The 23,441-nt window shown below is 69.3% G+C and carries 22 protein-coding genes and 2 pseudogenes; 12 read left to right on the top strand and 12 right to left on the bottom strand.

Going from position 1 to position 23,441, the window contains the following annotated elements; translation table 11 throughout:
* Positions 1-28: 28 nt before the first annotated feature.
* Positions 29-928 carry an N-acetylglucosamine kinase gene (locus ACSHV8_RS13610; protein ID WP_436532910.1) on the top strand — a complete coding sequence of 300 codons (900 nt, stop codon included), beginning with the start codon at positions 29-31 and terminating at the stop codon, positions 926-928.
* Positions 929-1,013: 85 nt separating this feature from the next.
* On the top strand, positions 1,014-2,057 hold the full coding sequence (locus ACSHV8_RS13605) for an amidohydrolase family protein (protein ID WP_436532908.1): 1,044 nt from the start codon (positions 1,014-1,016) through the stop codon (positions 2,055-2,057).
* A gap of 9 nt (positions 2,058-2,066) precedes the next feature.
* On the opposite strand, the gene nhaA is transcribed toward ACSHV8_RS13605, so the two are convergent.
* Complete coding sequence (gene nhaA, locus ACSHV8_RS13600) at positions 2,067-3,377, bottom strand: Na+/H+ antiporter NhaA (protein ID WP_436532906.1); 1,311 nt, start codon at positions 3,375-3,377, stop codon at positions 2,067-2,069.
* Between the two features lie 353 nt (positions 3,378-3,730).
* Between nhaA and ACSHV8_RS13595 the strand changes: the two are divergent.
* Positions 3,731-4,642: pseudogene (locus ACSHV8_RS13595) on the top strand (RNA polymerase sigma factor); the annotation flags it as partial.
* A gap of 27 nt (positions 4,643-4,669) precedes the next feature.
* On the top strand, positions 4,670-8,020 hold the full coding sequence (locus ACSHV8_RS13590; protein ID WP_436532904.1) for an NACHT domain-containing protein: 3,351 nt from the start codon (positions 4,670-4,672) through the stop codon (positions 8,018-8,020).
* On the opposite strand, the gene ACSHV8_RS13585 is transcribed toward ACSHV8_RS13590, so the two are convergent.
* On the bottom strand, positions 8,017-8,901 hold the full coding sequence (locus ACSHV8_RS13585; protein ID WP_436532902.1) for an MBL fold metallo-hydrolase: 885 nt from the start codon (positions 8,899-8,901) through the stop codon (positions 8,017-8,019). The genes ACSHV8_RS13590 and ACSHV8_RS13585 overlap by 4 nt on opposite strands.
* Before the next feature lie 88 nt (positions 8,902-8,989).
* Between ACSHV8_RS13585 and ACSHV8_RS13580 the strand changes: the two genes are divergently transcribed.
* Positions 8,990-9,568, top strand: coding sequence for a TetR family transcriptional regulator C-terminal domain-containing protein (locus tag ACSHV8_RS13580; RefSeq protein ID WP_436532900.1), 579 nt, complete (start codon positions 8,990-8,992; stop codon positions 9,566-9,568).
* Between the two features lie 210 nt (positions 9,569-9,778).
* On the opposite strand, the gene ACSHV8_RS13575 is transcribed toward ACSHV8_RS13580, so the two are convergent.
* Both ACSHV8_RS13575 and ACSHV8_RS13570 read right to left on the bottom strand, forming a co-directional pair.
* Positions 9,779-10,714: a hypothetical protein gene (locus ACSHV8_RS13575; protein WP_436532898.1), complete on the bottom strand. Its 936-nt coding sequence runs from the start codon at positions 10,712-10,714 to the stop codon at positions 9,779-9,781.
* Positions 10,715-10,802: 88 nt separating this feature from the next.
* Positions 10,803-11,046, bottom strand: a pseudogene (locus ACSHV8_RS13570) (cation acetate symporter); the annotation flags it as partial.
* A gap of 202 nt (positions 11,047-11,248) precedes the next feature.
* Here ACSHV8_RS13570 and ACSHV8_RS13565 point away from each other — a divergent pair.
* Positions 11,249-11,809: a hypothetical protein gene (locus tag ACSHV8_RS13565; protein ID WP_436532897.1), complete on the top strand. Its 561-nt coding sequence runs from the start codon at positions 11,249-11,251 to the stop codon at positions 11,807-11,809.
* Positions 11,810-12,114: 305 nt separating this feature from the next.
* Here ACSHV8_RS13565 and ACSHV8_RS13560 read toward each other — a convergent pair whose 3' ends face one another.
* On the bottom strand, positions 12,115-12,363 hold the full coding sequence (locus tag ACSHV8_RS13560) for a hypothetical protein (RefSeq protein WP_436532895.1): 249 nt from the start codon (positions 12,361-12,363) through the stop codon (positions 12,115-12,117).
* Positions 12,364-12,501: 138 nt separating this feature from the next.
* Here ACSHV8_RS13560 and ACSHV8_RS13555 point away from each other — a divergent pair, with 138 nt between their 5' ends.
* Together ACSHV8_RS13555 and ACSHV8_RS13550 are read left to right on the top strand one after the other, a co-directional pair.
* Positions 12,502-15,021, top strand: a complete 2,520-nt coding sequence (locus ACSHV8_RS13555; protein ID WP_436532893.1) for a hypothetical protein — start codon at positions 12,502-12,504, stop codon at positions 15,019-15,021.
* A 458-nt stretch (positions 15,022-15,479) separates the two neighbouring features.
* Positions 15,480-16,145 carry a class I SAM-dependent methyltransferase gene (locus ACSHV8_RS13550; protein ID WP_436532891.1) on the top strand — a complete coding sequence of 222 codons (666 nt, stop codon included), beginning with the start codon at positions 15,480-15,482 and terminating at the stop codon, positions 16,143-16,145.
* An 88-nt stretch (positions 16,146-16,233) separates the two neighbouring features.
* Here the strand turns inward: ACSHV8_RS13550 and ACSHV8_RS13545 are convergent, their stop codons facing one another.
* On the bottom strand, positions 16,234-17,184 hold the full coding sequence (locus ACSHV8_RS13545; RefSeq protein WP_436532890.1) for a hypothetical protein: 951 nt from the start codon (positions 17,182-17,184) through the stop codon (positions 16,234-16,236).
* A 228-nt stretch (positions 17,185-17,412) separates the two neighbouring features.
* Positions 17,413-18,222 carry a DUF4259 domain-containing protein gene (locus tag ACSHV8_RS13540; protein WP_436532888.1) on the bottom strand — a complete coding sequence of 270 codons (810 nt, stop codon included), beginning with the start codon at positions 18,220-18,222 and terminating at the stop codon, positions 17,413-17,415.
* Between the two features lie 209 nt (positions 18,223-18,431).
* Here ACSHV8_RS13540 and ACSHV8_RS13535 point away from each other — a divergent pair, with 209 nt between their 5' ends.
* Positions 18,432-18,986: a hypothetical protein gene (locus ACSHV8_RS13535; protein ID WP_436532886.1), complete on the top strand. Its 555-nt coding sequence runs from the start codon at positions 18,432-18,434 to the stop codon at positions 18,984-18,986.
* Between the two features lie 173 nt (positions 18,987-19,159).
* Here the strand turns inward: ACSHV8_RS13535 and ACSHV8_RS13530 are convergent, their stop codons facing one another.
* Positions 19,160-19,594: a hypothetical protein gene (locus ACSHV8_RS13530; protein ID WP_436532884.1), complete on the bottom strand. Its 435-nt coding sequence runs from the start codon at positions 19,592-19,594 to the stop codon at positions 19,160-19,162.
* Between the two features lie 12 nt (positions 19,595-19,606).
* Between ACSHV8_RS13530 and ACSHV8_RS13525 the strand changes: the two genes are divergently transcribed.
* Positions 19,607-19,948: a hypothetical protein gene (locus ACSHV8_RS13525; RefSeq protein WP_436532882.1), complete on the top strand. Its 342-nt coding sequence runs from the start codon at positions 19,607-19,609 to the stop codon at positions 19,946-19,948.
* A gap of 17 nt (positions 19,949-19,965) precedes the next feature.
* On the opposite strand, the gene ACSHV8_RS13520 is transcribed toward ACSHV8_RS13525, so the two are convergent.
* Positions 19,966-20,532: an RICIN domain-containing protein gene (locus tag ACSHV8_RS13520; protein ID WP_436532880.1), complete on the bottom strand. Its 567-nt coding sequence runs from the start codon at positions 20,530-20,532 to the stop codon at positions 19,966-19,968.
* Positions 20,533-20,713: 181 nt separating this feature from the next.
* Between ACSHV8_RS13520 and ACSHV8_RS13515 the strand changes: the two genes are divergently transcribed.
* Positions 20,714-21,190 carry a hypothetical protein gene (locus ACSHV8_RS13515; protein ID WP_436532878.1) on the top strand — a complete coding sequence of 159 codons (477 nt, stop codon included), beginning with the start codon at positions 20,714-20,716 and terminating at the stop codon, positions 21,188-21,190.
* A 45-nt stretch (positions 21,191-21,235) separates the two neighbouring features.
* Here ACSHV8_RS13515 and ACSHV8_RS13510 read toward each other — a convergent pair whose 3' ends face one another.
* Entirely contained in the window at positions 21,236-21,769 is a 534-nt protein-coding gene (locus ACSHV8_RS13510; protein ID WP_436532876.1) for a GNAT family N-acetyltransferase, read from the bottom strand.
* 77 nt (positions 21,770-21,846) lie between these two features.
* Between ACSHV8_RS13510 and ACSHV8_RS13505 the strand changes: the two genes are divergently transcribed.
* Entirely contained in the window at positions 21,847-22,326 is a 480-nt protein-coding gene (locus ACSHV8_RS13505; RefSeq protein WP_436532874.1) for a hypothetical protein, read from the top strand.
* A 53-nt stretch (positions 22,327-22,379) separates the two neighbouring features.
* Here the strand turns inward: ACSHV8_RS13505 and ACSHV8_RS13500 are convergent, their stop codons facing one another.
* Positions 22,380-22,799 (bottom strand): hypothetical protein, encoded by a 420-nt coding sequence (locus ACSHV8_RS13500; protein ID WP_436532872.1) that lies wholly within the window; start codon positions 22,797-22,799, stop codon positions 22,380-22,382.
* Between the two features lie 69 nt (positions 22,800-22,868).
* Positions 22,869-23,378 carry a hypothetical protein gene (locus ACSHV8_RS13495; RefSeq protein WP_436532871.1) on the bottom strand — a complete coding sequence of 170 codons (510 nt, stop codon included), beginning with the start codon at positions 23,376-23,378 and terminating at the stop codon, positions 22,869-22,871.
* Positions 23,379-23,441 lie beyond the last annotated feature (63 nt).

Here is a 23,441-nt window from a genome sequence, read left to right as displayed (position 1 = left end):
AAGTCTTTCCTATGTTTCGATCTCGTTCATGGATCTGGTGGTGGGCGTGGACGCGGGCGGCACCGCGTCGAACGCCGTCGTCGCGACGACCAGCGGCACGGTCGTCGGCCGGGGACGCTCCGGCCCGGGCAACCCGCTGACCGCGGGCGCCGGCAACGCGGCGGCCGCGGTCGCGGCGGCCGTCCGATCGGCGCTGGGCGGGCACTCCCCCGCGTCGGTCCGCGCGGCCACCCTGGGCATCGCCGGGCCGGCGTCGGCGTCGCAGTTCACGCCCGCCCTGGCCGCGCTCGGCGTGACCGGGCCGGTCGCCGTGGTCGGCGACGTGGTCACCGCGTTCGCGGCCGGCAGCCCGGCCGCCTCCGGGGCGGTGCTGATCGCCGGGACCGGGGCGATCGCGGCCGCCGTGCACGCCGACGCCGTGGTCCGCACCGCCGACGGCCTCGGCTGGCTGCTCGGCGACGAGGGCTCCGGGCGGTGGCTGGGCCTGCAGGCCGTGCGGGTCGCGGTGCGCAACTGGTCGGCGCCACTGGCCGGGCAGATCGCCGCCCGCGCCGGGGTGAGCAGCGCGGACGAGATGGTCTACTGGGCGCAGGCACTGCCCTGGGACGAGATCGGCGCGCTCGCACCACTGGTCTGCGAAGCCGCCCGGGCCGGGGACGGGCACGCGTCGGCGATCGTCGCGGAAGCCGTCACGCATCTCGTGCAGACGCTCGACGACCTGGGCACGCCGGGGCCGGTCGTGCTCGGGGGCGGGCTGCTGGCCTGCGACACCCCGGTCCGCGACGGCGTCCTGGCGACCCTGCGGGCCCGCGGTCAGAACCCGCGGACCAGCCACGATCCGGCGGCCGGGGCGGCCTGGCTGGCCGCGCGACCGCTGACCTCGCTGCTCCCGTCCACCCTGCACGAGGCCCTGCTCGGCCGGCCCTGATCCATCGACGCTGCGGGTACCACACGGACGAGCCCGAGGTGGCATGCTGGCCGCTCGAACTACTTCCCGGAATGTGGTGGTGTGGGTGTCGGTGCTCCGGATCCGCGGGTTCGCCCTGCCCGAGGGCGAACCGGTCGACCTGTACGCGGACGGCGACCGGTGGACGTCCGACCCGGTGCCCGGCGCCGAGCTGGTCGCCGAGGGCTGGATCCTGCCCGGCCTGGTCGACGCGCACACCCACCCCGGAGCCGAGGCGCCCGGCGACCCCCTGGACGACGGCATCCTGCGCAGTGACCTGCGGGCCCACCTGGAATCGGGCGTCACGCTCATCCGCTCCCCCGGCCTGGCCGACGACCCGCCGGACTGGTTCGGTCACGGCGACCAGAGCCCGCGGGCGTTCCATGCCGGCCCGTGGATCGCCCAGCACGGCCAGTTCATGCCCGGGTGGGGTCGCCGCCCCGACCCGGCCGAACTGCCGGCCGTCGCCGCCGAGCAGGCCGCCCGCACCGGCTGGGCCAAGATCGTGATCGACTGGAAGCCGGATGACCAGGTCATTCCGGTCGCGCTGCTGCGCGAGGCGGTCACCCGCGTGCACGCCGCCGGCGGGCGCCTGGCGGTGCACACCCAGCACACCGCCGGAGGCGCGGTCGCCGTCGAGGCGGGCGTGGACACGATCGAACACGGCATGGGCCTCGACCCGCAGCTGCTGCCGCCGATGGCCGAGCGCGGTATCGCGCTGACCCCCACCCTGGCGGCGATCTCGTCGAGCCTGGCGACGATCCTGGCCGACCCGGAACGCGCCCGCCGCAGCTGGGCCGTGCCCGGCGCGAGCGTGCACGCCGCTCTCACCGCGGCCGCCGTCGAGGCCGGCGTCACCGTCCTGGCCGGGACCGACTCACGGCCGCACGGGGCGATCGGCGGGGAGATCCGTGCCCTGGTCGCGGCCGGCGTGCCCGCGCACGACGCGATCGCCGCCGCGTCGTGGACCGCGCGTTCCTACCTGGGGCTGCCGGGCCTGGCCGACGGCGCGCCGGCCGACGCGGTCGTCTACGACGCCGATCCCCGCACCGACCTGACCCAGTTCGACAAGCCCCGAGCCGTCGTCCTGCGCGGCAAGCGGGTGCTCTGACCCGCCGGGTCAGGGCGATCTTTCCTGGTAGACGTCGGGGATGTCGTCGTGGTCCTCGTCGAGCTGCTCGGCCTCGTACAACCGGCGGTAGGTCCGGTTGCGCAGGCGCAGCACGACGGTCGCCAGCAGCGCGGCCGTCAGCGAGCCGACCAACACGGCGACCTTGACGTGCCCGTCGCCCGCGCCGAAGGACAGTTCGCCGATCAGCAGCGACACGGTGAACCCGATCCCGCCCAGCACGGCCAGGCCGGCCACGTCGATCCAGGCCAGCCCGTCGTCGATGCGGGCCCGGGTGAACCGCGCGGTCAGCCAGGTGGCGGCCAGGATGCCGACCGGTTTCCCGAGCACCAGGCCGGTCATCACGCCGATCGCGATCGGGTCGGTCAGCGCCGACCGCAGCCCGGCCACCCCGCCGATGGTCACGCCGGCCGACATGAGCGCGAAGACCGGCACCGCGATCCCGGCCGAGATCGGCCGGAACCGGTGCTCGAAGTGTTCGGCCAGTCCGGGGTCGGGTCGCGGTGAGCGTTCGGAGACGAGCACCGGCACGGCGAACCCGAGCAGCACCCCGGCCACGGTCGCGTGCACCCCGGACGCGTGCACGAGGGCCCAGGTCGCGAACGCCAGGGGCAGCAGCAGCCACCACGACCGCACCCGCCGCTGCACCAGCAGCGTGAACAGCCCGAGCGGCACGAGCGCGCCGAGCAGCGGCAGCACCGACAGGTGGGCGGTGTAGAAGACCGCGATGATCACGATGGCCAGCAGGTCGTCGACCACGGCCAGGGTGAGCAGGAACGTGCGCAGCGCCGACGGCAGCCAGCGGCCGATCACCGCGAGCACGGCCAGGGCGAACGCGATGTCGGTGGCGGTCGGGACGGCCCAGCCGCGGACCGCCCCGCCCAGGTTGATCAGCGTGTAGGCGACCGCGGGCACGACCACGCCACCGACGGCGGCGGCCACCGGCACCGCGGCCCGGCGCGGATCGCGAAGGTCGCCGGCGACGAACTCGCGTTTGAGTTCCAGTCCGGCGACGAAGAAGAAGATCGCCAGCAGACCGTCGGCCGCCCAGGTGGCCAGGGACAGGTCGAGGTGCAGCGCGGCCGGGCCGACGGTCCGGCCGATCATCGTGCGGTAGCCGGCCGACCAGGGCGAGTTCGCCCAGCCCAGCGCGATCAGGGTGCCGGCCAGCAGCAGGACCCCGCCGACCGTCTCCTTGCGCAGCACCGCGGCGACGCGGCGGGCCTCGGCCCAGGTGCCCCGGGCCAGCAGCGAAGGGGTCGAATGCGGTGTCTCGGGCACAAAGTACTCCTGTCCGGGCATGGGTCGTCACATCGCCGACCAGACTTCCCGGCACACCGCGCACAACCCTAGCCCGCGCGGGACGACAGGGTTCCCGCAGGTCTCGGCCCCGGGCCGAATTGTTCACCGGGCGATCCACGCCAATTCGCCTGAGGGGAATACGGCGCTCGCACGGGTACAATCGCAATCGCTTCGCGCCACACCCCCGAAGAGCCAGAGGGCCTCTCGGCAGCGCTTCTTCCCAGGCTGCGATGCCTCCGTATCCAGCCGGAGTTGATTACGTGACCGCAACGATCGACCGCACCCGCACGGTGGAGCCAACCGACGAGGACGAGCAGGCCCCGGCCCGGATACCGCAGGGCTATGTGGATGTCGACACCGTCAAGGCGTACCTGCGCGAGATCGGCCGTGTCCCCCTGCTCACCGCCGAGCAGGAGGTCGAGATCGCCAAGCGGATCGAGGCCGGGCTGTACGCGACCGAGCTGCTGCGCGCCCACGAGGACGCCGAGCGGCCGCTGACCGCCGACCGGCTGCGCGACCTGCGGTTCATCGCCCGTGACGGCGAGCGCGCGAAAAGCCACCTCCTCGAGGCCAACCTGCGCCTGGTCGTCAGCATCGCGAAACGCTACAGCGGCCGCAGCATGCCCTTCCTGGACCTGATCCAGGAGGGCAATGTCGGACTGATCCGCGCCGCCGAGAAGTTCGACTACACCAAGGGCTTCAAATTCTCGACGTACGCGACGTGGTGGATCCGCCAGGCGATCTCGCGCGCCATGGCCGACCAGAGCCGCACGATCCGGATCCCGGTCCACATGGTCGAGCTGATCAACAAGCTGGTCCGGGTCCAGCGCGAGATGCTGCTGCAGCTGGGCCGCGAGGCCACCCCGGCCGAGCTGAGCGTCGAGATGGACCTGCCCCCGGCCCGCGTCCTGGAGATCCGGCAGTACGCGCGTGAGCCCATCTCCCTGGACCAGGAGGTCGGCTCCGAGGGCGATGCCCAGATCGGCGACTTCATCGAGGACACCGACGCCGTCGTTGCCCTCGACGCGGTCAGCTTCGGCCTGCTGCGCGACCAGCTGGAGTCGATCCTGGCCACCCTCACCGAGCGGGAGGCCGGCGTGGTCCGCCTCCGGTTCGGCCTCAGCGACGGCGTCCCGCGCACCCTGGACGAGATAGGCCAGGTGTACGGGGTGACCCGCGAACGCATCCGCCAGATCGAGATGAAGACGATGTCCAAGCTGCGCCACCCGGCCCGCTCCGGCGCCCTGCGCGACTATCTGGGCTGACCCGCGTGGGCGTTACGATCGCGGGCGATGGCGGCGTGGCTGAGTTCCTTCCTGGACAACGGCGACAAGGTTTCCTCCATCGTGGGCGGGATCGCCGCCGTGATCGGGCTCTGGCTCACCGTCCGCGCCGGTCTGCGCCGCCGGCAGCGCGCCACCCCGCAGGTGTTGCACCCCCTGCTCACCGCCCAGCGCGCCGACGCCGCCCGGCACCGGTACCGGTTCTTCGGTGAGCACGTCCCGGCGCTGACCGATCTGTACGTGCGGACCCGGGCCGCCCCCGGTGGCCCGCAGCCGGAGAAGGGCCGGACCATCCCGGCCGTCCAGGTGCTGACCGCGCACCGGCATGCCGTCCTGCTGGGTGACGCGGGCGCCGGCAAGTCCACCTTCCTGGCCACGGTGACCGGCGACCTGGCCCGGCGCGCCCTGACCCGCCGCGCCGGCGGGGAGATCGCGGTTCTGCTGCACGCGTCCGACCTGGTCGAGCACGCGGTGCCGGAAGCGATCGTGCGGGCCGCCCGGCGCGAGCACGGGATCGACCTGCCGACCGAGATCTTCGAACGGGCCCCGAGATCCGGGCAGGCGTGGCGGGTCCTGGTCGACGGGCTGGACGAGGTGGTCGCCGCCCCCGACCGCGACAAGGTGCTGTGGCGCATCCGGGACCTGATCGGCGGCGACGGGCCGTACCGGTTCCTGCTCACCTGCCGGCCCCTCACCCGCTCCGAGCTGAACTCGCTGCACGGGCCGGACGTCGGCCTGTACGACCTGCGGCCCTTCGACCGGGCCGAGCTGGACGAGTTCGCGCGCCGCTGGTTCGCCGCCCGCTACCCGCACGACCGCCGCCGGGCCGACGCGACGGCCGGGCGCTTCCTGGCCCGCATCGCCGGGGCCCGGCTCGGGCCGGTGGCCCGCATCCCGCTGCTGGCGACCATCGCCGCGCTGGTCTACGAGTTCCAGGACGGGCGGGCGCTGCCGTCGAGCCGGGCGGCCCTCTACGACCGGTTCGTGGATCATCTGCTCGACGGGCAGCGGTCACTGGACCGTTTCCGCGAGGCGATCGAGCCGGAGCTGCTCGCCCGGGGCACCGCGGGCAAGGCGGTCGCCGAGTGGTTGTTCGCCGACATCCGCCGGCACGTCGGCGCCCTGTTGGAGACCTGCGGCGAGGCGTGGCTGGCCGACCCGGAGACCGACCTGGCCGACGTGGCCGCCACCCGGCTGCGTGATCTCATCGCGGTCACGCCCGACGGCGTACGCGTGCTTCGTGATCTTCTGATCGCCACCGGGATCTGCACGCTGCGGCAGGAGCGCGTGGTCTTCGCGCATCTCAGCTTCGCCGAGTATTTCGCGGCCCGCGCGGGCGACCCGGCCTTCGACCGGGCCGCCTGGCTGGCCCGGGCCGCGAACCCGGCCGAACGCAGCGTGGTCGCGTTCGCGGCGGCCCGCCGCCCGGAGTCCGACGACCTGATCACCGCCCTGCTGGACGGCGGTGCGATCGTCGCGGCCGGTGACCTGCTGGCCGACGGTGTTCCGGCCCGCCCGGAGACCGCCGCCCGCACGATCAACCTGCTGGTGGACCAGGTCGTCGACGAGACCGGCCAGGCGCCCGAGGCCCTGCGCATCCTGGGCGAGCTCAGCGTCGAGACGTGGGTCTTCCAGCGGCTGGTGGATCTCGCGGGGCGGCCGGACGTGCCCGGCTGGACCCGCGCCCTGATCGCCGACCGGCTGGCCGACGTCGACCCGGCCCGGGGCAACGAGCTGCTGCACCGGGTGTCGAAGCAGGCCGACGACGTGCTGCGTTCATGGATCGCCGACGCGGTCGAGGACCACGGCGGCAAGGTCGACCCGCACCTGCGGGTCCCGCTGAGCCGCGACGCCACCGGGCCGCCGCCGGGCGCGCTCGGCCGTCACGCGCTGGCCCTGCGGCTGACCGACGCCCGGGTGACCGGCTCGCAACGGATGGCCGCCGCCCAGGAACTGGCCCGGGCCGGTGATCTGGAACCGTTGCGGGCCATGGCCGCCGCCCCGGGCGTCGACCCGCTCGACCAGGTGACGATCGCGACGTGGCTGGCCGACGCCGGGGATCCGGACCTGCTGCGGGTCCTGGGCCGCTACCGCAACGTCTCCGTGCCGGCGCAGTACGCCGCCGCGGTCGCCCTGTTCGACCGCGGCGACCAGTACGCCGAGGCGGCGCTCAGCAAGATCGCCATGAAGCACTTCGACCGTCCGATGGCCTTCGGTGCCGCCGCCCGCAGCGCGGTCCTCGGCGACCGGGAGCCGCTGCGCTGGCTCGTCCGGTCCGGTGACCAGCCGCAGATCCGGCTCGCGGCCGCGCGACGGCTGGCCGCGCTCGGCGAGGTCGATCCCCTGACCTGGATGCTGGCCGACCGGCTGGAACCCCGCGACGAGGTCGCCGTTCGGGTGGAGCTGCTGCGCTCCGGGCGGGCCGGGCACCTGCCCGGCCTCGCCGAGCTGGTGCGCCGTCATCCGTTGCGCCTGCACCGCACCATCGAGCTCTGGTACGTGATGGCCGCCTACGGCGACGGCCCGGCCCTGCGGCGCCTGCGCCGGCTGGCCGATCATCGGCCCGGCTCGCTCACCTCGATCTGGACCGCGGTCGTGCTCGCCGACCTCGACGATGCGCACGGCCGTGACCTGCTGTCGCGGGTCGCCGGTCGGCGCTTCGCCCGGACCCGGACCCGGATGCGCGCCACGGCCAGCCTGCTCACCATCGCGCCGCGCCAGGGTCGCGAGGTGCTGGCCGGCCTCGCGACCCGTCCCGGCCGGCCGCGGCTGCGCCTGGAGGCCTCGTCGGCCGCGGTGCGGCGCCTCGGTGACTGGACGCTGCTCGAGGATCTCGCTTTCGACGATCAAGTGCCGATTTCCGTACGCCGTGAGGCCCTCGCCACCCTCACCCGGCCCGTCCCCGGCGACGTCCTGGAGACGCCGCTGATGCGCAGCCTCGACCTGCGCGCCCGGGTGGCCGCCCTGGCGCGGGACCCGGCGACGCCGACCGCCCTGCGGCTGCCGGCCTCGGCCGCACTGCCGTTCGACGAGGCCCGGTCCCTGCTGACCGCGCTCGCCGCCCCCGGAAACCGGACCAGTGATCGCGCGTATGCCCTGCTGGTGCTCGCCACGATCGACGCGCGGGCCGCCACCGAGGGTTGGAGCCGCCTGCTGCGCGACCCCCGGATACCCCGGCTCTCCCGCTGGTTCCTGACGTTCCGGGAGTTCGAACAGCTCGCGGAGGCCGACATGGACGCCGTCGTGGACCGGATCGGCGGCGACCTCGACGACCTGGGCGTGTGGCGCTGGGTGCTCGGCGGGATCCGCCTTGTCCTCCGGCGGCCCGAACAGGTCCTCGGTGACCTGCCCGAAGATTAGGCCGTGGTCCACGCCAGCAGGGCTGCGGTCGGGCGGTCCTGGCCGTCGCGGACCGCGGCGATGGTGCGGGCGCCGACCCAGGCGAGGGTGGTGCCGTACCTGAGGTCGGGGAAACGCTTCAGCAGCGCGTCGAAGAGCTCGTGGGCGGACGGCTTGCCGGCCAGGACGGACTCGGCGTAGTCGAGGTAGGCCAGGGATCCCGCGATGATCCGGTCGGCGTCGTGGTCGAGGTCGCGATCTCCATGGCTGGCGACCACGTGGCGCGGGTGCAGGGCGGCCACCACGGCGATGGCGTCGCGCCAGCGCTGGACTCCGTCGACCGCCGCGTCGCCGATGTACATGTGGGCGCCGTTGTAGAGCACGTCGCCGGCGACCACCAGTCCGAGTTCCGGCACGTGCACCACGGAACTGTCCTCGGCGTCACTGGCACCGACCGGGACCAGGCTGATCTCGTACCCCTCAAGCAGGAATTTGTTGTCGGGAACGGTGACCGCGGTGACCGGGGCGGCGGGGATCTGGCCGGGGAAGGTGACGTCCCAGAGGAACTCGCGGATGCCGGCCTGCTGGCGCATGTGCGCGATGGTCTCGGCGGTCGCCACCACCGTCGCCCCGAAGCGCCGGGCGAGCAGATCGGCGGTGAACCAGTGGTCGCCGTGTCCGTGAGTGATCGCGATGTGGGTGAGGTTCTTGCCGCCGGCGGCGATCCACTCGGCGACCGCGGCGGCCTGGCCGGAGGTGGTGGGCGGGTCGACCAGGACGGCGTCGTTCTCGCCGGAGATCAGGGTGATCGCCATCGGCTGGAACCGGCGCTCGTCGCCGTTGGGCAGCGGCTCGTGGGGCGTGATGGGGAGGGCTTCGAGATGCAGCACGTCGTAGTTCATGCTTTGAATATGACCGGTCGTCTTGGTTGGTGGCTAGCGTCTCGTGAATCACATGGCGCTGGCGCAGACGACCGGTCATATTGGGGGGATGCCTCGTCGAAGCATGCGCGCCGAGATCGCCACCGCCGCCCTGGACCGCTTCCACGCCCACGGCTACGCGGTCGGGGTCAAGGACATCACCGACGCCGCCGGGGTGCCCAAAGGCTCGTTCTACAACCACTTCCCCAGCAAGGAGGCGATGGCCGTCGAGGCCCTGGCCGCCTACGGGGCGACGCTGGGCCTGGAGGAACTGGCCGACGAGTCGGTGGCGCCGCTGGACCGGCTGCGGGCGCACTTCGAACTGCTGGCCGGGCAGGCGCGGGAGCGGGAATTCGCGCGCGGCTGCCTGTTCGGGAACCTGACCGCCGACGTGGCCGACCACAGCCCGCTGATCCGCGGACACCTGGAGCAGGGATTCGACGACTGGGCGGCGCTGATCACCGGCGCGATCGCCCAGGCCCAGCGCGACGGCGTGGTGGCTGCCGGGCTGGATGCGGCGACGACCGCGCGGTTCGTGCTCAACGCCTGGGAGGGGGCGCTGCTCGGGGCTCGGGCGGCGCGCTCCGAGGAGTCGTTCGCCGCCTTCTTCACGACCGTCTTCGACGTCCTGCTGCGGCAGCCGAACTGACCGGGGGCAGGCCAAGACCCCCTGTGTTGACTCGTGCTGGGACGCGCCGGCGGTCGGCGCCACCCTGTAGACCTCAGTCGCCGAAGATCACCGCGCGCACGGTCCACACACGGACGCGCCGGAGACCCCCGTGGTTCGAGGGCCTCCGGCGAGGCGGTTCCGTGCGGTGGATCAGGTTGCCGTTGTCCGCGGCGCCGCTCTGCGAGCCGCTTATTTCGCTGCCGTGCTCCCCGCGGCTTTATCCGCCGGCGTTTCGTTCAAGCCCAAACCGCGCAGAATGTTATCGCGGTTCGGGTTTCCGCGCAGCGCGGTCAAGGAATTCAAACGGCCCAGCAACGTCGTGGACGACGCCGGGCACTTCAAGTCCTGAATCGCCGACAAGGTCTTCTCAAAACGCTGGATGCGGCTCTCAAGATCCGTTCCACTCGGAAGGCTCCCATTCTTGAGCGCCACCTGCGCGTTCACCTGAGCCTGCGTGGGCGGGCAGCGACCAGGAACGTTCACCCCGGTAGGACCCACGCGGTCGGCCGTCGCGTTCGGATTACCCGGGCTGAAACCCAGCGCCGGCACCAGAGCGTTAATGCCACCGGAACTGGCTCCGGGGTTCCCTGTCGCCCCACTCGCGGGCGCACCACCGGATCCTGCGGCGGCTTTATCCGCCGGCGTTTCGTTCAAACCCAAACCGCGCAGAATGTTATCGCGGTTCGGGTTTCCGCGCAGCGCGGTCAAGGAATTCAAACGGCCCAGCAACGTCGTGGACGACGCCGGGCACTTCAAGTCCTGAATCGCCGACAAGGTCTTCTCAAAACGCTGGATGCGGCTCTCAAGATCCGTTCCACTCGGAAGGCTCCCATTCTTGAGCGCCACCTGCGCGTTCACCTGGGCCTGCGTGGGCGGGCAACGACCAGGAACGTTCACCCCGGTAGGACCCACACGGTCGGCCGTCGCGTTCGGATTACCCGGGCTGAAACCCAGCGCCGGCACCAAAGCGTTAATACCACCGGAACTGGCTGCGGCGTTGCCCCCGGGCTGGACGGCGGCCTGGCTCATCCCCGTGCCGACCGCGAGCGCCGAACCGAGCAGCGCTGCGGCGGCGCCTCCGATCACCAGCTTGCGCGTCCGGCTGCTGACTCCGCGTCGATACATGCACGGCTCCTCTTCGTTTCGGTACTGCTTGTGCCGAGATGTACGAGCAGTGCGGTGGCAGCAGTTCATGACGCCGAGCAAGCTTTCCTTAAAGTTTCTTTAACGAGACTCCCGGGGCATGCATCGTCGCGCCCGCATCCGCGGGCACCCGACCGCGGACCCGCCACCATCACCGTGAACGCGGGCGGCACCGTTCACACGGCCGGCTGCGCGAGCAACTCGGTCTGCCAGCCGGACAGCGGCGGCCCGAACACCGAGACCAGCACCGCGGCCATCGCGGCACCGCAACCGGCCGGCACGCCCGAGGCCGCCCCGGTGCCCGTGAGCCCGCGCCCCAGATGCGTCGTGGTCTTACCGGCGCTGTTCGGGCCCGCGCCTCAGCACGGGCCCGGAAGGTCCAATCTGTACTTTTGTCAGCCAGCTCCCCGCGGACCAGTCCGCTGCGTCATCCGGGGCAACTACGGGGAGTGCCGGCGATGGAGCCGGTGCGGGTCGCGGCAAACCACGACGGCACGCTGCCTGCGGGAGATGAGTATGCTGACGCAACACATGTTGAATAGACTATTTGCCGAGACATCGCGTGTGCGGGCTGTCATTTTTGCCGCAGCGTGTGCCGAACGTGCGGTAGAGATTGCTTCGTGGGCGGCTGCCCTGGACGGGCGACCGGATGATGCCGTCGTATACGTAGAAGCCTTGGAGTTCCTATGGCGTCCGCAGCTAAAGGATACGCGAGCTTTTGACGCGAAGATGGCACAGTTGGAGAAGATGCGCGAAATGGCTCTGGCGGACGAGTTGATCGGGCCGCCTGCTTACGGGTTCCATTCGGTCCTAGTTCTTCATTCTGGTCTGCGCGTTGCAGTCGAAACCACACTCGAAAACGTGGAGGACTGCTCAATGGCAGCCCGCAACGCAGCCTTCCGCCTCGAGCGCCTCATTCGTTCCGCGCACTACCTCCTCAGCGCAGAAGAGCGAAGTCAGTACGAGGACATTGATGCACTCTTGCAAGGTGCCACTGCGGACGAGCTGCGAGACCGGGCAAGGCGGGCCGGCAGGAGTCGCCTGAGTCTCTTCCGCTCACATTCAGCCCTCGCATGAGGCTGGTCTTCGAGTGGCGCATACCAGGGCTCGAAGTTGGCGAACACCAGAACCCGGCGCTTCAGGCAGCGTAACCCGCGATCTTCAGCACAAGCGAGCACTCGACGCGCTGATCCTGATCGCAGTGCATCCGCAGCCGGGCGGCGAGGTCGGCACGGCGGACCGGTGACGTACCGCCACAATGATCAGCTGCGGGCCGTTCACACCGGCAGAATCGCCGGGCAGACAAGTGCGTCTGTCCTTGGCCTGCGGTCCGCAGCAACGGCAGCCAGGACGCTCCGGATCGAGTCCGGGTCAACAGTGATTCACATGGCCTCGGGTCCGGAGTCCGGACCGATATGGATCTCGCTTCCGTCGGACCGCCATGCTCTCATCCTGGAACCTCCGCTGGGCGTGTGTACGACCATGTCACCGGCTTCCAGGGTGACTGCGCCGTCGTCTGCGCCATCGGTCCATTCCACGATGATCTCCTCGCCTGCGCGCAACGGATAGATCGCCGCGGTTGGCTCGAACGCCACCGTGATCGCGACATCCGACGTGATGGTGAACCTCATGGTCAACATCCAACTACGAGCCGGCCGAGATCGTCAGGCAGTGCCCAGATACAGATGATCGAGCTCTGAGCGGGGCGGCAGACGGCACGGATCGATGGAAAGGTTGGCCGCACTGTCCATCCGATCTGGAGTGAGATCTTGCGTTCATCCCCCCGCCGGCTGGCTGCTCTCGTGGCCGCCGGCCTGCTCGTGCCCGCCCTCGCCGTGGCCACAGCCGACACGGCTGCCGAAGCGGCCTGCTCGACACCGTCGACGGTGGCCGGCTCACCCTCGTTTCCGTATGCGGCCGGGCCCGTCGTGGCCGTCGCCGGTGGGAAGGAGCCGGTCACCGCCGGGGCCGGGAACACGACCGACCCGGCGAAGATCGCCTGGCGGCCGTTCACGTTCGGCGCCGATGTGGTCAAGCGGGACGCGTCCGGCAACGACGTGAAGTCGCGCGCGATCACCATGGTCTACCAGAAGGATTTCGACGGCGGGTCGGCCGCGAATCCGTACCAGGGAATGCTCAGCACCGATTCGGGCGCGACCTTCTCGAACCTCTCGTTCAGCACCGACCAGCTGAAGAATCTGGGCGAGGTCGGCCAGCTCAACGACGGCCGGCTGCTTGCGGTGAACTTCGTCGTGCAGAACGGCGCGGTCCCGGGCACCACCGGGCAGTACTACGTCAAGCTGCAGATCTCCGGGGACAAGGGCGCCACCTGGAGCAGCGTGCCGACGCCGAGCGCGGTCCTGCACTACCCGGCGAGTGGGTACACGGTCGGCAGTTTCCTGGGCATGTCGGCGGCGGGCCGGCCGATCCAGAAGGCCGACGGCACGATCGCGATACCGGTGTACGTCGCGGTCAAGGACACCACCGCGGCGCAGACCCGGCACTCGTACTTCGCGGCGCTGACCTACACGCCGACGATGGGCGTCGACGGCCAGTACGGCACGACCGACTGGGTCTTCACCATGGTCCCGCTGCTGGCGAGTGCGGCCGACGACTACACCGAGGGCGCGGTCGCCGAGCTGCAGGACGGCCGGCTGCTCGCGGTCGTGCGCGGTGAGGTGCGGGGCGCGAGCGCGCCCGACCCGCGGCTGAACTACGCGATCCTGGGCCCGGGCGGGACCGAGACCGGCCTGATCTCGTTCGCCGACAAGGCGGGCTGCCCGGTCAACGGCGTCCTGCCGCAGCTGACCCGGCTCGCGAATGGCACGCTGGTGCTGGGCAGCGGCCGCCCGGACAACTTCGTGGCGATCGCCACCGACGAGACCGGCAAGGTCTGGTCGCACGAGACGAACACCTGGACGAACCGGGCCAGCGGCTCCGGCTCGAACTGGACGTACGGATCGTCGGGCTACACGTCCCTCGAACCGGTCGCCGGGAACCAGGTGCTCGACTTCGTCGACAACTGTCAGGGCCCGAACGGCGGGCGCAAGAACGGGTGCGCGGGTGCCTACACGTACACCACGAACAACGTGTACCGGATCGAGTCGCGCACGGTCGACGTGCTGCCGGCCGAGACCGGGCGGATCGACATCGCCGGCCGGCTGCGTCACGGGACCGCGCACCTGACCACGAACATGACCAGCGCGTCGCCGGCGAAGGTGACCGGGCCGACGACGCCGTACGGCTCCGCGCCGTCCGCGGCCGACGCCACCAGCACCGACTACTGGTCGCAGGCCGAAGGCGCGGTCGACGGCAGCACCGCGTTCTGGTCGGGCGCGCTGGCCGACGGGGACGGGTCCTACCAGCTGGACCTGGGCCGTACGTACAACCTGACGAAGCTGGGCCTTGCCCTGCTGCCGGGCGCCGCCGTGACCGCCCGGATCTCCACCTCCGCCGACGGCGTGATCTTCACCCCGGCCACGCTGTCCTATCCGAGCGGTGTTCCGGCCGGTGCGGAGGCCGGCCTGATCAGCACGCCCGGCGACCGGGGCACCCGGTTCTACGGGCTGAACGCCGCCGCCCGCTGGATCAGGGTGGAGACCGGCGGCGTGCCGTGCGCCGGAATCGGCGTACCGGGAAATTGCAGCATGATCAACGAGCTGCAGCTGTTCTCGACGACCGCGTCGGTCGAGGACGAGGTCTCGATCCCGCGCGGCTTCGCCGAGACCGCATGCGCCCGTGTCACCCAGCCCGGCAACAACCTGGACCCGAACCACGACAGTCAGTACGCGATCCGCCTCAAGGACGTCGGCGGAACCGACGACTCCTACTGCGACGGTGACAAGGTCCAGGGGCGCCTGACCTACCAGGGCGCGGGCACGAAGACCGCCCGTACGTTCCAGGCCCAGGTCTATCCGCACCAGGTGACGAACAGCTTGCTGTTCGACATCGACGGCGCCCGGACCTCGAACGGCACGACCTCGCTGGCGTACCACTTCGGCATCAGCAACGACGCCGCCCACCACTGGATGTACGACAGCGGATCCGGCTGGGTGACCTTCGCCAACGGCCCGGCCGCGACGATCGACCGGTGGACGTCGATCCGGGTGGTGGCCTCGACCACGAGCGCCACGCTGTACGCCACCGACGCGCAGGGCGCCGAGGTGCTGGTCGGCGCGCTGCCCAAGCTCGGCGACCCGGTCGGCTCGATCTCGGCCTACACGGTCGCGACCAACGGCTCGGCTACCTTCGGCGACGAGATCGTCCTCGACGACCTGTCCTTCGAGTAAGTACGCGAACGGGTGAAAGTGCTGGTCCGGCCGGGGTGGCGGCCCCGGGCAGGCCGGCGGCCTGATCGGACGGATCACCTTGAAGGATCTCAACTCGGCCAACCTCGACAAGACCATGCAGCGCGTGCGCGAGGTGGCACCCCATGGATCCGGATGCAGCATGCTCGGTCCGCGCGCAACCTCAACGCGGAACAGCATGTCGTCAGGTAAACCGCAGAGAGCATCAGGAAACTGGCCGACCGTCAATCGCCCAACCCCATGCGAGAAACGCTCAATCTTCTCCCCGCCATGGCGGCAGGATAGGGAACCAGCACTCATCGGAAGATCAAGGCGGCCGTATCAGAAGCCACCGCGCGTGGCGCTCTCTGCTGGCCTACCTCCACGATCGGCGGCAGAGGAGGACATCGGCGAGCAGCGCGCTGTGGTGTCCGTACAGAATGCCGGTAGGGAGAATTTGTATGGATGGTCTGGAACGCCAGCAGAGCTACTGGGAGACCACCGGAGCGACAAAAACCTTCACGCATCCTGTACACCGGGAGTGGCTCGCGGCGGTCAGCTCGACCTCGCGTGTTCTCGACTACGGATGCGGCTACGGGCGAACCATGGCGGAACTGGAGGACCTCGGATTCGGCCGGGTCCGCGGTGCCGACATATCGTCCGCCTTGATCACCCGCGGCCGCCGGGCCAGACCGCACCTGCGTTTCGAACTCATCGAATCACCGCCGAAGCTCAACCACCCGGCGGCGAGCTTCGACATGGTCACGCTGTTCGCCGTGCTCACTTGCGTCCCCGATGACCGTGCCCAGCGCGAACTCGTCACTGAACTGCACCGACTCCTTGCGCCCGGCGGCGTCCTCTACCTCAGTGAACTGACGGTGCAGCCGGACGAACGCAGCCGCCGTCGATATGACACACACGCCGAACGAGCCGGCACCCCCTACGGCGTCTTCATCACCGACGACGGCGCTGCATGCCGGCACCACGACGTCGCGCACCTGCGGCGCCTACTCACCGACTTCCACATCACCGACGAACGCCACATCGAGGTCTTCACCATGAACGGCAATCCGGCGGAAGCGGTGCAGATACTGGCCCGCCGCCGGGAGATCTCGCACCCAGCCTGAACAACCTGGCTCCTGATTCAGGGCGCGATCAGCGGCAGAAAGGGCAGCCGAACAAGCGGGTAGAAGCCTTCGTGTGCCGCTTGGGAGCTCAGCGCTCGATTGGTTCGGCGGAGTAGCCGCATCCATGCGGTGAGCAGACGGCTTCGTGCTCCTGGTGCCAGAGGTAGAAGTCGCGTTCCAACATACGAGCGGTCAACACGAGCCGGCGTTGCCGCATTCGGGAGACGTTCGACGGCAATGCGCTGAAGGTCTCCGGGAGAACCGCCAACGAGCCGGTGATCTGCTCTCCGTCGACCATCCGAAGGAGCACTCGGCACTGCCACCAGGGCCGATCGTCGCCAGGCCAATAGTGCTCAGCTGGGTCAGGGAACAAGTAGTGCCTGGCCTCGGGATCCAGATGTGTGTACAAGGCGGCGCTGCTGGAGCCCAGACCGAGTCGGCGACGGCCGGCTTCCTCGTACAGGGCGTACATCTGGTCGCGTCCCAGCGCTTTCAGCACCCGGGCCGCCTTGGGCAGAGGCCGCCGGCCCGATGGCGTCCGAACCGGCCAGCCAGTCAGCACCTGGAGCCGTCGCCGTAGATTCCAATCGGCGAAGTTTTTCACCGGGATCGGTAACGGCGGCGGTGGTGCCCACCGGAAGCCGGCGTTCGCGATATGGCGCAGCATCCACTGCCGTCCCGATTCGCCCGCCGCATTCCAGGTCCAGCTCATCGGCCGGGCTTGCATCGCTTGCTCGCGGCGGTTGGCAGGTCTGGGCCGGCGGTATCGCCATGGTCGTTGAGACCGAGCCACCAAAGGCAGGTTGTGCACCAGATCGGCAAGGAACGAGATCGACTCGAGGACCTCGGCGGTCGAGGTCTCCGGCTGGCGGGAAGGCTTCCGGGCAGACGCCCGTATCTCTACCAGCGCGTGATAGGCGAGCAGGCCAGCAACCGTACGGTCATCAGCCTCATCGGCCGTCGGCCCGAAGAGCCTGGCCGGATTCCACTGACCGGACGACCGGGGCGCTACGCGGGACGAATCCTGCTCCGACGACATGGAGACATCATTACTGGCGCTCGCGACCCGCGGTGGCACACCCGTGCCCCGACCGGTACAAGGTCTGAGCCGCCATGGCCGTACCGCCTCCTCGGCGGCAGATGAGTGCCTTTAGCAGGCTCAGCGACTGACCGGGCCATACGCCGCGTCAGGAATCGACGGTAATCCGGAACTGAAGCAGAAATTAACTGGATGCTGATCGCGTCAGTGGCTGTCCGATAAGGCAAGCTATTCCAACCCACGCTTGAAGTCGGCCGGATATTCGACGGCCTTCGCTCTGAACGCTTTGCCCAGGAGATCGGTTCCGCCGTTGACGAGGGCATAGAAGTCGGCGTCGGCCGGCACCGAGTCGGGGGATTCACTGTTCAGGGCCTCATCGAGCAAGGTGGCAGCCTCGGTAAGCCTGAAGTAACGCAGGGCAATGATCGCGCGCCGGACGCTGGACGGCTCGTTAGCCTCCAGTGCGAAGTACAGGCCACCGCCCATCGCCGAGTTGTAGACGCCCATCAGGTGAGCCAGGTGCTCGATACCAGGCGGGATGCCCTCGGGTACCTCGCCCGTGATGCCGTAGTCGTTGGCTTCGTCCCAGATGAGGTCGAGGTCGTCGGGGCTGTCACAGCCGTGGATAAGCACCTGGGACAGTGCGGCGAAGGTGTCGCGCGCCTCGGCGTCGGCTGTTTCGGTCGTCCACCCCTGCAGCCAGGGGTCTGCAACGGAGAGCAGGGCTTCCCGGGTGTGGCCGACCAGGTCTCGCAGGGGCGGAACCAATCGGACGTCGGAGATGAGGTCGCGGTCTTCGAGCCTTGCGAGCTCCTCGTCGAACTGCTGCCCGCCGGGAAGAGCAGCCGCGACGACGGCTGCGGCCGCGACGATCTCGTCCGGGAAGAACTCCCGCCAGAGGAGGTCGGGGCTCTCCTTGACCAGCAGGAAGGTGCTTCTGAGGACGGCTTGCCGCTCAGCCGGAGGGTGGCCGGCGAGCTCGCCGAGAAAGTCCATGGCGCCGTCGCTGGAGAACGGACCGGTGCCGAAAGTGCCCATGGTCGCTGACGGTACAAGATCATGCGGAGGGGTTGTGGAGGGACCGGGACCAACGACGGAAACCTATTGGAGGATGCCGGAGTTCAACAAACTCGATGTCGACATCAACCTGGTCAGACGTCAGGTGGCCAGGCGATGAGAAGCGTGTTGTAGGCGGCAGATCCGGAAAATGGCTGGCCGTTCCACGCTCTGCTGGGCCAGCCTGAGTCGTGATCACCATCCAGCGAGTACGGGTTCGGTGGAGCGCGGCCGCACGCGGCGTCCCGCAGTCGAATGCTCGCCGTGGCCTGTGCCGGCCGGTGACGCTTCCGGCGTCGTCCGCGACCGACGACCTGCTCATCCATGACGTGCTCGCCGACGAAGGGACCCGCTACGCACGCCATGACGCTGTAGTCACCGGTGGTCCGGATCGCGTCCGAGACCTCGGGCTGTGGCTGACGGTGGCCGACTCCGCGCTGCTCGTCGACCGGTTGCCCGGCCGGGCCGCCTACCCAAGGCACAGCGGTCCAGGCCGTCTTTTCGCTCTTCTGCCAGGCCAGGTGGGCCGGTACCGGGCGAACTTCCGGTTCACTGTCACCACGTGTGCGTGCAATCCGAGCTGGTACTACGAGGACTGGCTGGTGCTGGTCGCCAACGGCGAGGTAAAGACGGACGGGTTCATCTCCCGCGAGCCGGACTACGACGTTGACCAACGAGTCCATCTCTACGGCGGATCGAGACGTCCCGCAGGAGGGTCAGCCCGTCGCCGTCAGGTCCGACGCTAAGAAGACTTTGATCCGATCACCGATTAGCTTCGCGTGAATTTTGCCGCCGGGCACTCAACTCACCGGATCCGGCTGCCGGCGCCGCCGCAGTGCAGGCCACCGTGCGAGATGTGCTCGATGGCGTCTGACGGGCGACTTGCGGTAAATGATTAACTCGAGAGCCTCTCGACCGGCTAGTCCAGCTGTCGTGCGCTTGCCAGAGTGCCGATCTTCTCGACAACGGTCACGGGTATCAGAAAGGCGATGTCCCACGCCTCGTCGTCATGTCCGATCAACACCGTCGCGATCTCAGGATCTGCCCCCTCGCCGGGAGCACACCAAAAGACCCTGCCACCGGCGCTTACTCCAGCCGCGATTGACCTACGTTGGTCCCACGCCGCGACTCGGACGCCGCGCAGCTTGGCCAGATCCTCGAAGGCTGCCCAGACATTCAGCTCCCAGTTGTCACCGCCTTGGAGCTTGAGCACCACCTCGTGTGGAGGACCCGCGGCGCCCAGCGTCGCGTCAATGACCGGTTGCATGAGGCGATCATAAGCCGCGAAGCGGCGCACAAAGATCGGCAGATCAGTGAGCCCATCTGGATGGCTCGGCGCGGCCGGGACGGTCACCGTGGCTGCCCGATGGGCTCGAGCAACGGACTACACGCTCTCACCGCCGCGCAGGTGCAGCGACTCGCCCTGGCTCGGCTGAGCTGCGCGACCCGCCCGTGGTCGACCTCGACGAGGCCGGCAGCGCGGGCGCCCGCGGACCTCGAACCCGCGGTCGCCGCACTGATCGGCGGGCGCACCTCCATCGTCGTCGCGCACCGGCTGAGCCGGGCCAGCGCGTGTGACCAGATCGTGGTGATCCTGGTGTTGTGGGCCGGGATCACCTACGACGTGTCGACGCGTCCTCGGCCGGCCGCGCCGGGGTGGCGACGGTGCGGCTGTCCGTCGATCAGCACGTCCGGCCGCCACCAGTAACCTCCGTGTTTCCCCGGTCAGTAGATGTTCCAGCGCTGGTTCCAGGCCCAGCCGCAGTCCCAGACCTGCAGTTTCGCGCCGTCGGTGTGACTGGCGTTGGTGACGTCGAGGCACCGGCCGTCGGACATGTTCTCCAGGCGGACCCAGTTCAGGTTCGTGTCACCGGTCTGCTGGGGGATCATGTGGGCGCGCCACTGCTGGTTCTTGCTCGAGTTGTTGCAGGTGTACTGCTGCACCACGTCCCCGTTGTCCAGCGAGCCGTCGAGGCGGCGGTCCAGGCACTTGTTGCTCAGCGCGTTGCGCAGGTGGTAGACGCCCATGCCGGAGTCTTTGTACATGAGGTCGACGTACCAGCGCTGGTTACGCACCTCGTCCTGGTTCCGGTAGATCCACAGCTGCGCCTGGGTCAGGTCGTCCATCGACCAGCCGGTCATGTCGAGAACCCGGGTCGGGCTGATGCTGGTCGGCTTGAGCACGCTGATGTAGATCGGGCCGGCGGCCTGCGCCGCCACCGGGACGACGAGCAGGGTGAGCAGGGAAAGGGCAACGGTGGCGATCGCGGTGGGCAGTCTGCCGATACGCATGGCTCTCCTCAATAGATCGGCTTCGATCACGGTGAGGCTATGAGACCCGCCCGGATCGGACTGTCATCCATCGGACGGCGTCGGATTGGCGCATCGAGCGAGATGAGATCGTGCGGATGTCGTGCCCGGCAGTCTCAGCCGACCGCTAGACTCCCTCACGTTCTACGATCTTGGAGGCGCTGTGCAGCTCGCCGAACTGTTGGACCTGCTCAAGCGCCTCATCGAAGCCGGCCAACACCCGGACATCACCGATGTCAGCGTGTTCTCCCGCGGCCCCGAGCTTGCCCGTAACGGTGTCGCGGTGAAGGACAGGTGGTCCGGCAGCACCTTCCTATCCGGCTCGGACTGGAAGCGCGAGTCCCCGGTCGAGACGCCTGCGGTACTGCCGCCGCCGAAGAAAGGCGTGCAACGCATCGCGACCCTGACCATCATGTTGCTCGACGCGGCCCGGCCTGCGCAGCTGCAGGCGTGGCGCCCGGTCGCCTTGCCCGACCTGGGGCCGACCGATGCCCGCGGTGCCACGCCGGCCGGGCTGAGCATCGTGTGCGCGGACGGCACCCACTTTCTGCTGCGAGCCACGCAGGGCGGATCGCAGCTGCCGACCCCGGACGAGGACCCGCACCCGGAGTGGCGGGTCCCGGAAGGGCTCAGCATCTGAGGCTGGTTGCGAAGCCTCACATCCTTGACGAGCACCCGGACACGGTCAGAAGACGTGGCCGAGCAGGTCGATCTCGCCGGTGGGCCACGTCGACCCGGTCACCGGCCGGATCATCATCTCGTGCGGCGTCACCGCCCGCGCCAGGCCGATCGTGCGGTGGTCGTTGATCTTCACCCAGGTCAGCGGGTTGTCGACCCGTACGAAGCCGTGGCGGCGGTAGAGAGCGTCGTTGTCGGCGAACAGGAGGACGAAGTCCATCCCGCACGCGGTGGCGTAGCTCGTCACCTCGGCCAGCAGCCGGCTCGCCAGCCCCTGCCCACGACGGTCGTCGCGGACACAGACATCGACCACTGCGAACGTACGCAGGACCTGCTCGCCGACGCGGATCACGCGAAGTTCGACCCCGAGCTGCGCCAATACCGCGGGGCCCTCGGTCACGACGTACCGGAAATGGGGTGGGATTTTGAAGTAAATGCGCGAGGGATAGTCGGCGAAACAGGCAACGAGCAGGGATTGCAGAGCGACGTGCAGTTGCGGGTCGATCTCGGCTTCGGGCCGCCGCTTCACCTCTGTCGTCACGCGGCGACCCTATCCGGAGACACGAAATCCGTCGTGCCAGGCACCTTCGCGGCCGGGGGCCGATAGATTCTCTGGTCGTGGGGGGCGTGGACGTTTTCTGGCGGCGGGTCAGTCGGGACGACTTCGTGATGCCCGGATCGATGGCGGAAGTCCGGGCGCTGGCGCCGCACTTTGCCGAGGACGGCTATCACGAAGCGGTCGAGGCCGGGCTGCTCGTCGGGGCGGAGGCCTTCGGCGAAATGGTCCCGGCGCTGGTGAAGCTCGCGGCGCCCGACCATCCGGCGTCGAGGCTCTTCTGGCCGTCCGGCTGGGACGACGACCTGATGACGTCAATGGTCGGGGCTGATGACGTACGGGAAATATCTGATCTTCTCGTCGGTTCTCCGATCGAGGAATGGGCGGAACGTTGCCGGGGCGCGCTCGCGGCCGAGTTCTACCTGCCGGAGCTGCCCGATGAGATCGTGGAGATCGTCGTGCGGGACGCCCGTGAGGTCGCGGACCTTTTCGCCGCCGCGGCAGCCGCCGGCGACGCGATCTTCGTGCGGGTGGTCGCCTGACGATGCGGCGCATCATGCGTTGCTGCACCAGGAATATCCTTCCGCGGTGAGCGTCAGGCAAGGTCTTCGAAAGAGTCTTCTCCAGGGCGCCAACACATCCAGCGTCCGTCCTTGAAGCCGGTCAGCAGCGCGATTTCCGGTCCGATCTGATCGCCGGTCTCGGGGTGCAAGCGGATCGTTCCCGTGTCGAATTCGATGCGGAGGCCTTGGCCGGTCTTCTCTGCCGTTGCGACGACCGGTCGTGGGATGAGAGCTCGTAACGCGTCGGCCCAGCCGAGTTGTCCGGGAGCTACCGGCCCGGAGGGCGTTTCGACGACGGGCAGCACGTCGCAGTTGAGAAGTGGCGTGTCCTCGGTCGGCCCGTCGAAGCGCAGCTGGACGTAGTCCATGACGAACTCGATCGCGTAGAGGCGGCAGCCGACGAGACGACTCAACAGCTCGTTGGGAACGTACGCGTTTCGCCATGGCAACACATGGTCATGGTGCCCGAGTCTCCCGCCGGCGCTGAGGCCGACCACGGATGAGGACGGCGCGCGAGACCGTCAACGCACCCGCCAGTCGCCGTTGAGGCGCATGGCGAATTCACGGATTGCCCGGAAAGAACGCCGATCCTGATCGGAAGGAATTAACGGAGGTACCCCGTCCAGGTGCTCCACGGCAGCGGCCACGACGCCCTCCGACCCGTCGCGCCAGTCCGACGCCATGACGGTACCGATGTAGTCGACCATGGCCGGCACCGCAGCTGGACCGGCAACAACTGTTGCGGCAGCGGCGAGGGGTGGCGCCGTCAACGAACCTCGGGATTGTGCCATTGCCCTGAGAAGCTCGTGCTGGATCGATTCGGCCGAAACGGCCAGGCTGTACCAGGCTCCCATGATGACTGGCCGCCAATGGCCGGCCCGCAGCATCCGGGCGACGTCACTCGATGCGATCCGGCGACCGGCGGAGATCACGTCCGCCTCCACCTCAGCCGTCAGACCGAGGCAGTTGAATCCCATCATGTCCAGGTAGAAAGGAGCCACGAAATGCGACTCGATATCCTTGATGTGCATTTCGAGGCCTTGAGTTGAACGGTCGACCCTGACGCGTAGAGGATCTCATTCGGCGTCTGGCCC

Source organism: Actinoplanes sp. HUAS TT8 (assembly GCF_051380535.1).
Classification (GTDB): Bacteria; Actinomycetota; Actinomycetes; order Mycobacteriales; family Micromonosporaceae; genus Actinoplanes.
Note: the sequence above shows the minus strand (reverse complement) of the source record. Positions and strands in the feature narration are given on the sequence as shown.

Excerpts from the sequence above, each read along its gene's own strand:
- ACSHV8_RS13575 (WP_436532898.1), bottom strand. The coding sequence starts at position 10,714 with ATGTATCGACGCGGAGTCAGCAGCCGGACGCGCAAGCTGGTGATCGGA.
- nhaA (WP_436532906.1), bottom strand. The coding sequence starts at position 3,377 with ATGCCCGGACAGGAGTACTTTGTGCCCGAGACACCGCATTCGACCCCT.
- ACSHV8_RS13590 (WP_436532904.1), top strand. The coding sequence starts at position 4,670 with ATGGCGGCGTGGCTGAGTTCCTTCCTGGACAACGGCGACAAGGTTTCC.
- ACSHV8_RS13525 (WP_436532882.1), top strand. The coding sequence starts at position 19,607 with ATGGGCTCGAGCAACGGACTACACGCTCTCACCGCCGCGCAGGTGCAG.
- ACSHV8_RS13565 (WP_436532897.1), top strand. The coding sequence starts at position 11,249 with ATGCTGACGCAACACATGTTGAATAGACTATTTGCCGAGACATCGCGT.
- ACSHV8_RS13540 (WP_436532888.1), bottom strand. The coding sequence starts at position 18,222 with ATGGGCACTTTCGGCACCGGTCCGTTCTCCAGCGACGGCGCCATGGAC.
- ACSHV8_RS13610 (WP_436532910.1), top strand. The coding sequence starts at position 29 with ATGGATCTGGTGGTGGGCGTGGACGCGGGCGGCACCGCGTCGAACGCC.
- ACSHV8_RS13585 (WP_436532902.1), bottom strand. The coding sequence starts at position 8,901 with ATGAACTACGACGTGCTGCATCTCGAAGCCCTCCCCATCACGCCCCAC.
- ACSHV8_RS13520 (WP_436532880.1), bottom strand. The coding sequence starts at position 20,532 with ATGCGTATCGGCAGACTGCCCACCGCGATCGCCACCGTTGCCCTTTCC.
- ACSHV8_RS13560 (WP_436532895.1), bottom strand. The coding sequence starts at position 12,363 with ATGAGGTTCACCATCACGTCGGATGTCGCGATCACGGTGGCGTTCGAG.
- ACSHV8_RS13545 (WP_436532890.1), bottom strand. The coding sequence starts at position 17,184 with ATGTCGTCGGAGCAGGATTCGTCCCGCGTAGCGCCCCGGTCGTCCGGT.
- ACSHV8_RS13550 (WP_436532891.1), top strand. The coding sequence starts at position 15,480 with ATGGATGGTCTGGAACGCCAGCAGAGCTACTGGGAGACCACCGGAGCG.
- ACSHV8_RS13495 (WP_436532871.1), bottom strand. The coding sequence starts at position 23,378 with ATGCACATCAAGGATATCGAGTCGCATTTCGTGGCTCCTTTCTACCTG.
- ACSHV8_RS13580 (WP_436532900.1), top strand. The coding sequence starts at position 8,990 with ATGCCTCGTCGAAGCATGCGCGCCGAGATCGCCACCGCCGCCCTGGAC.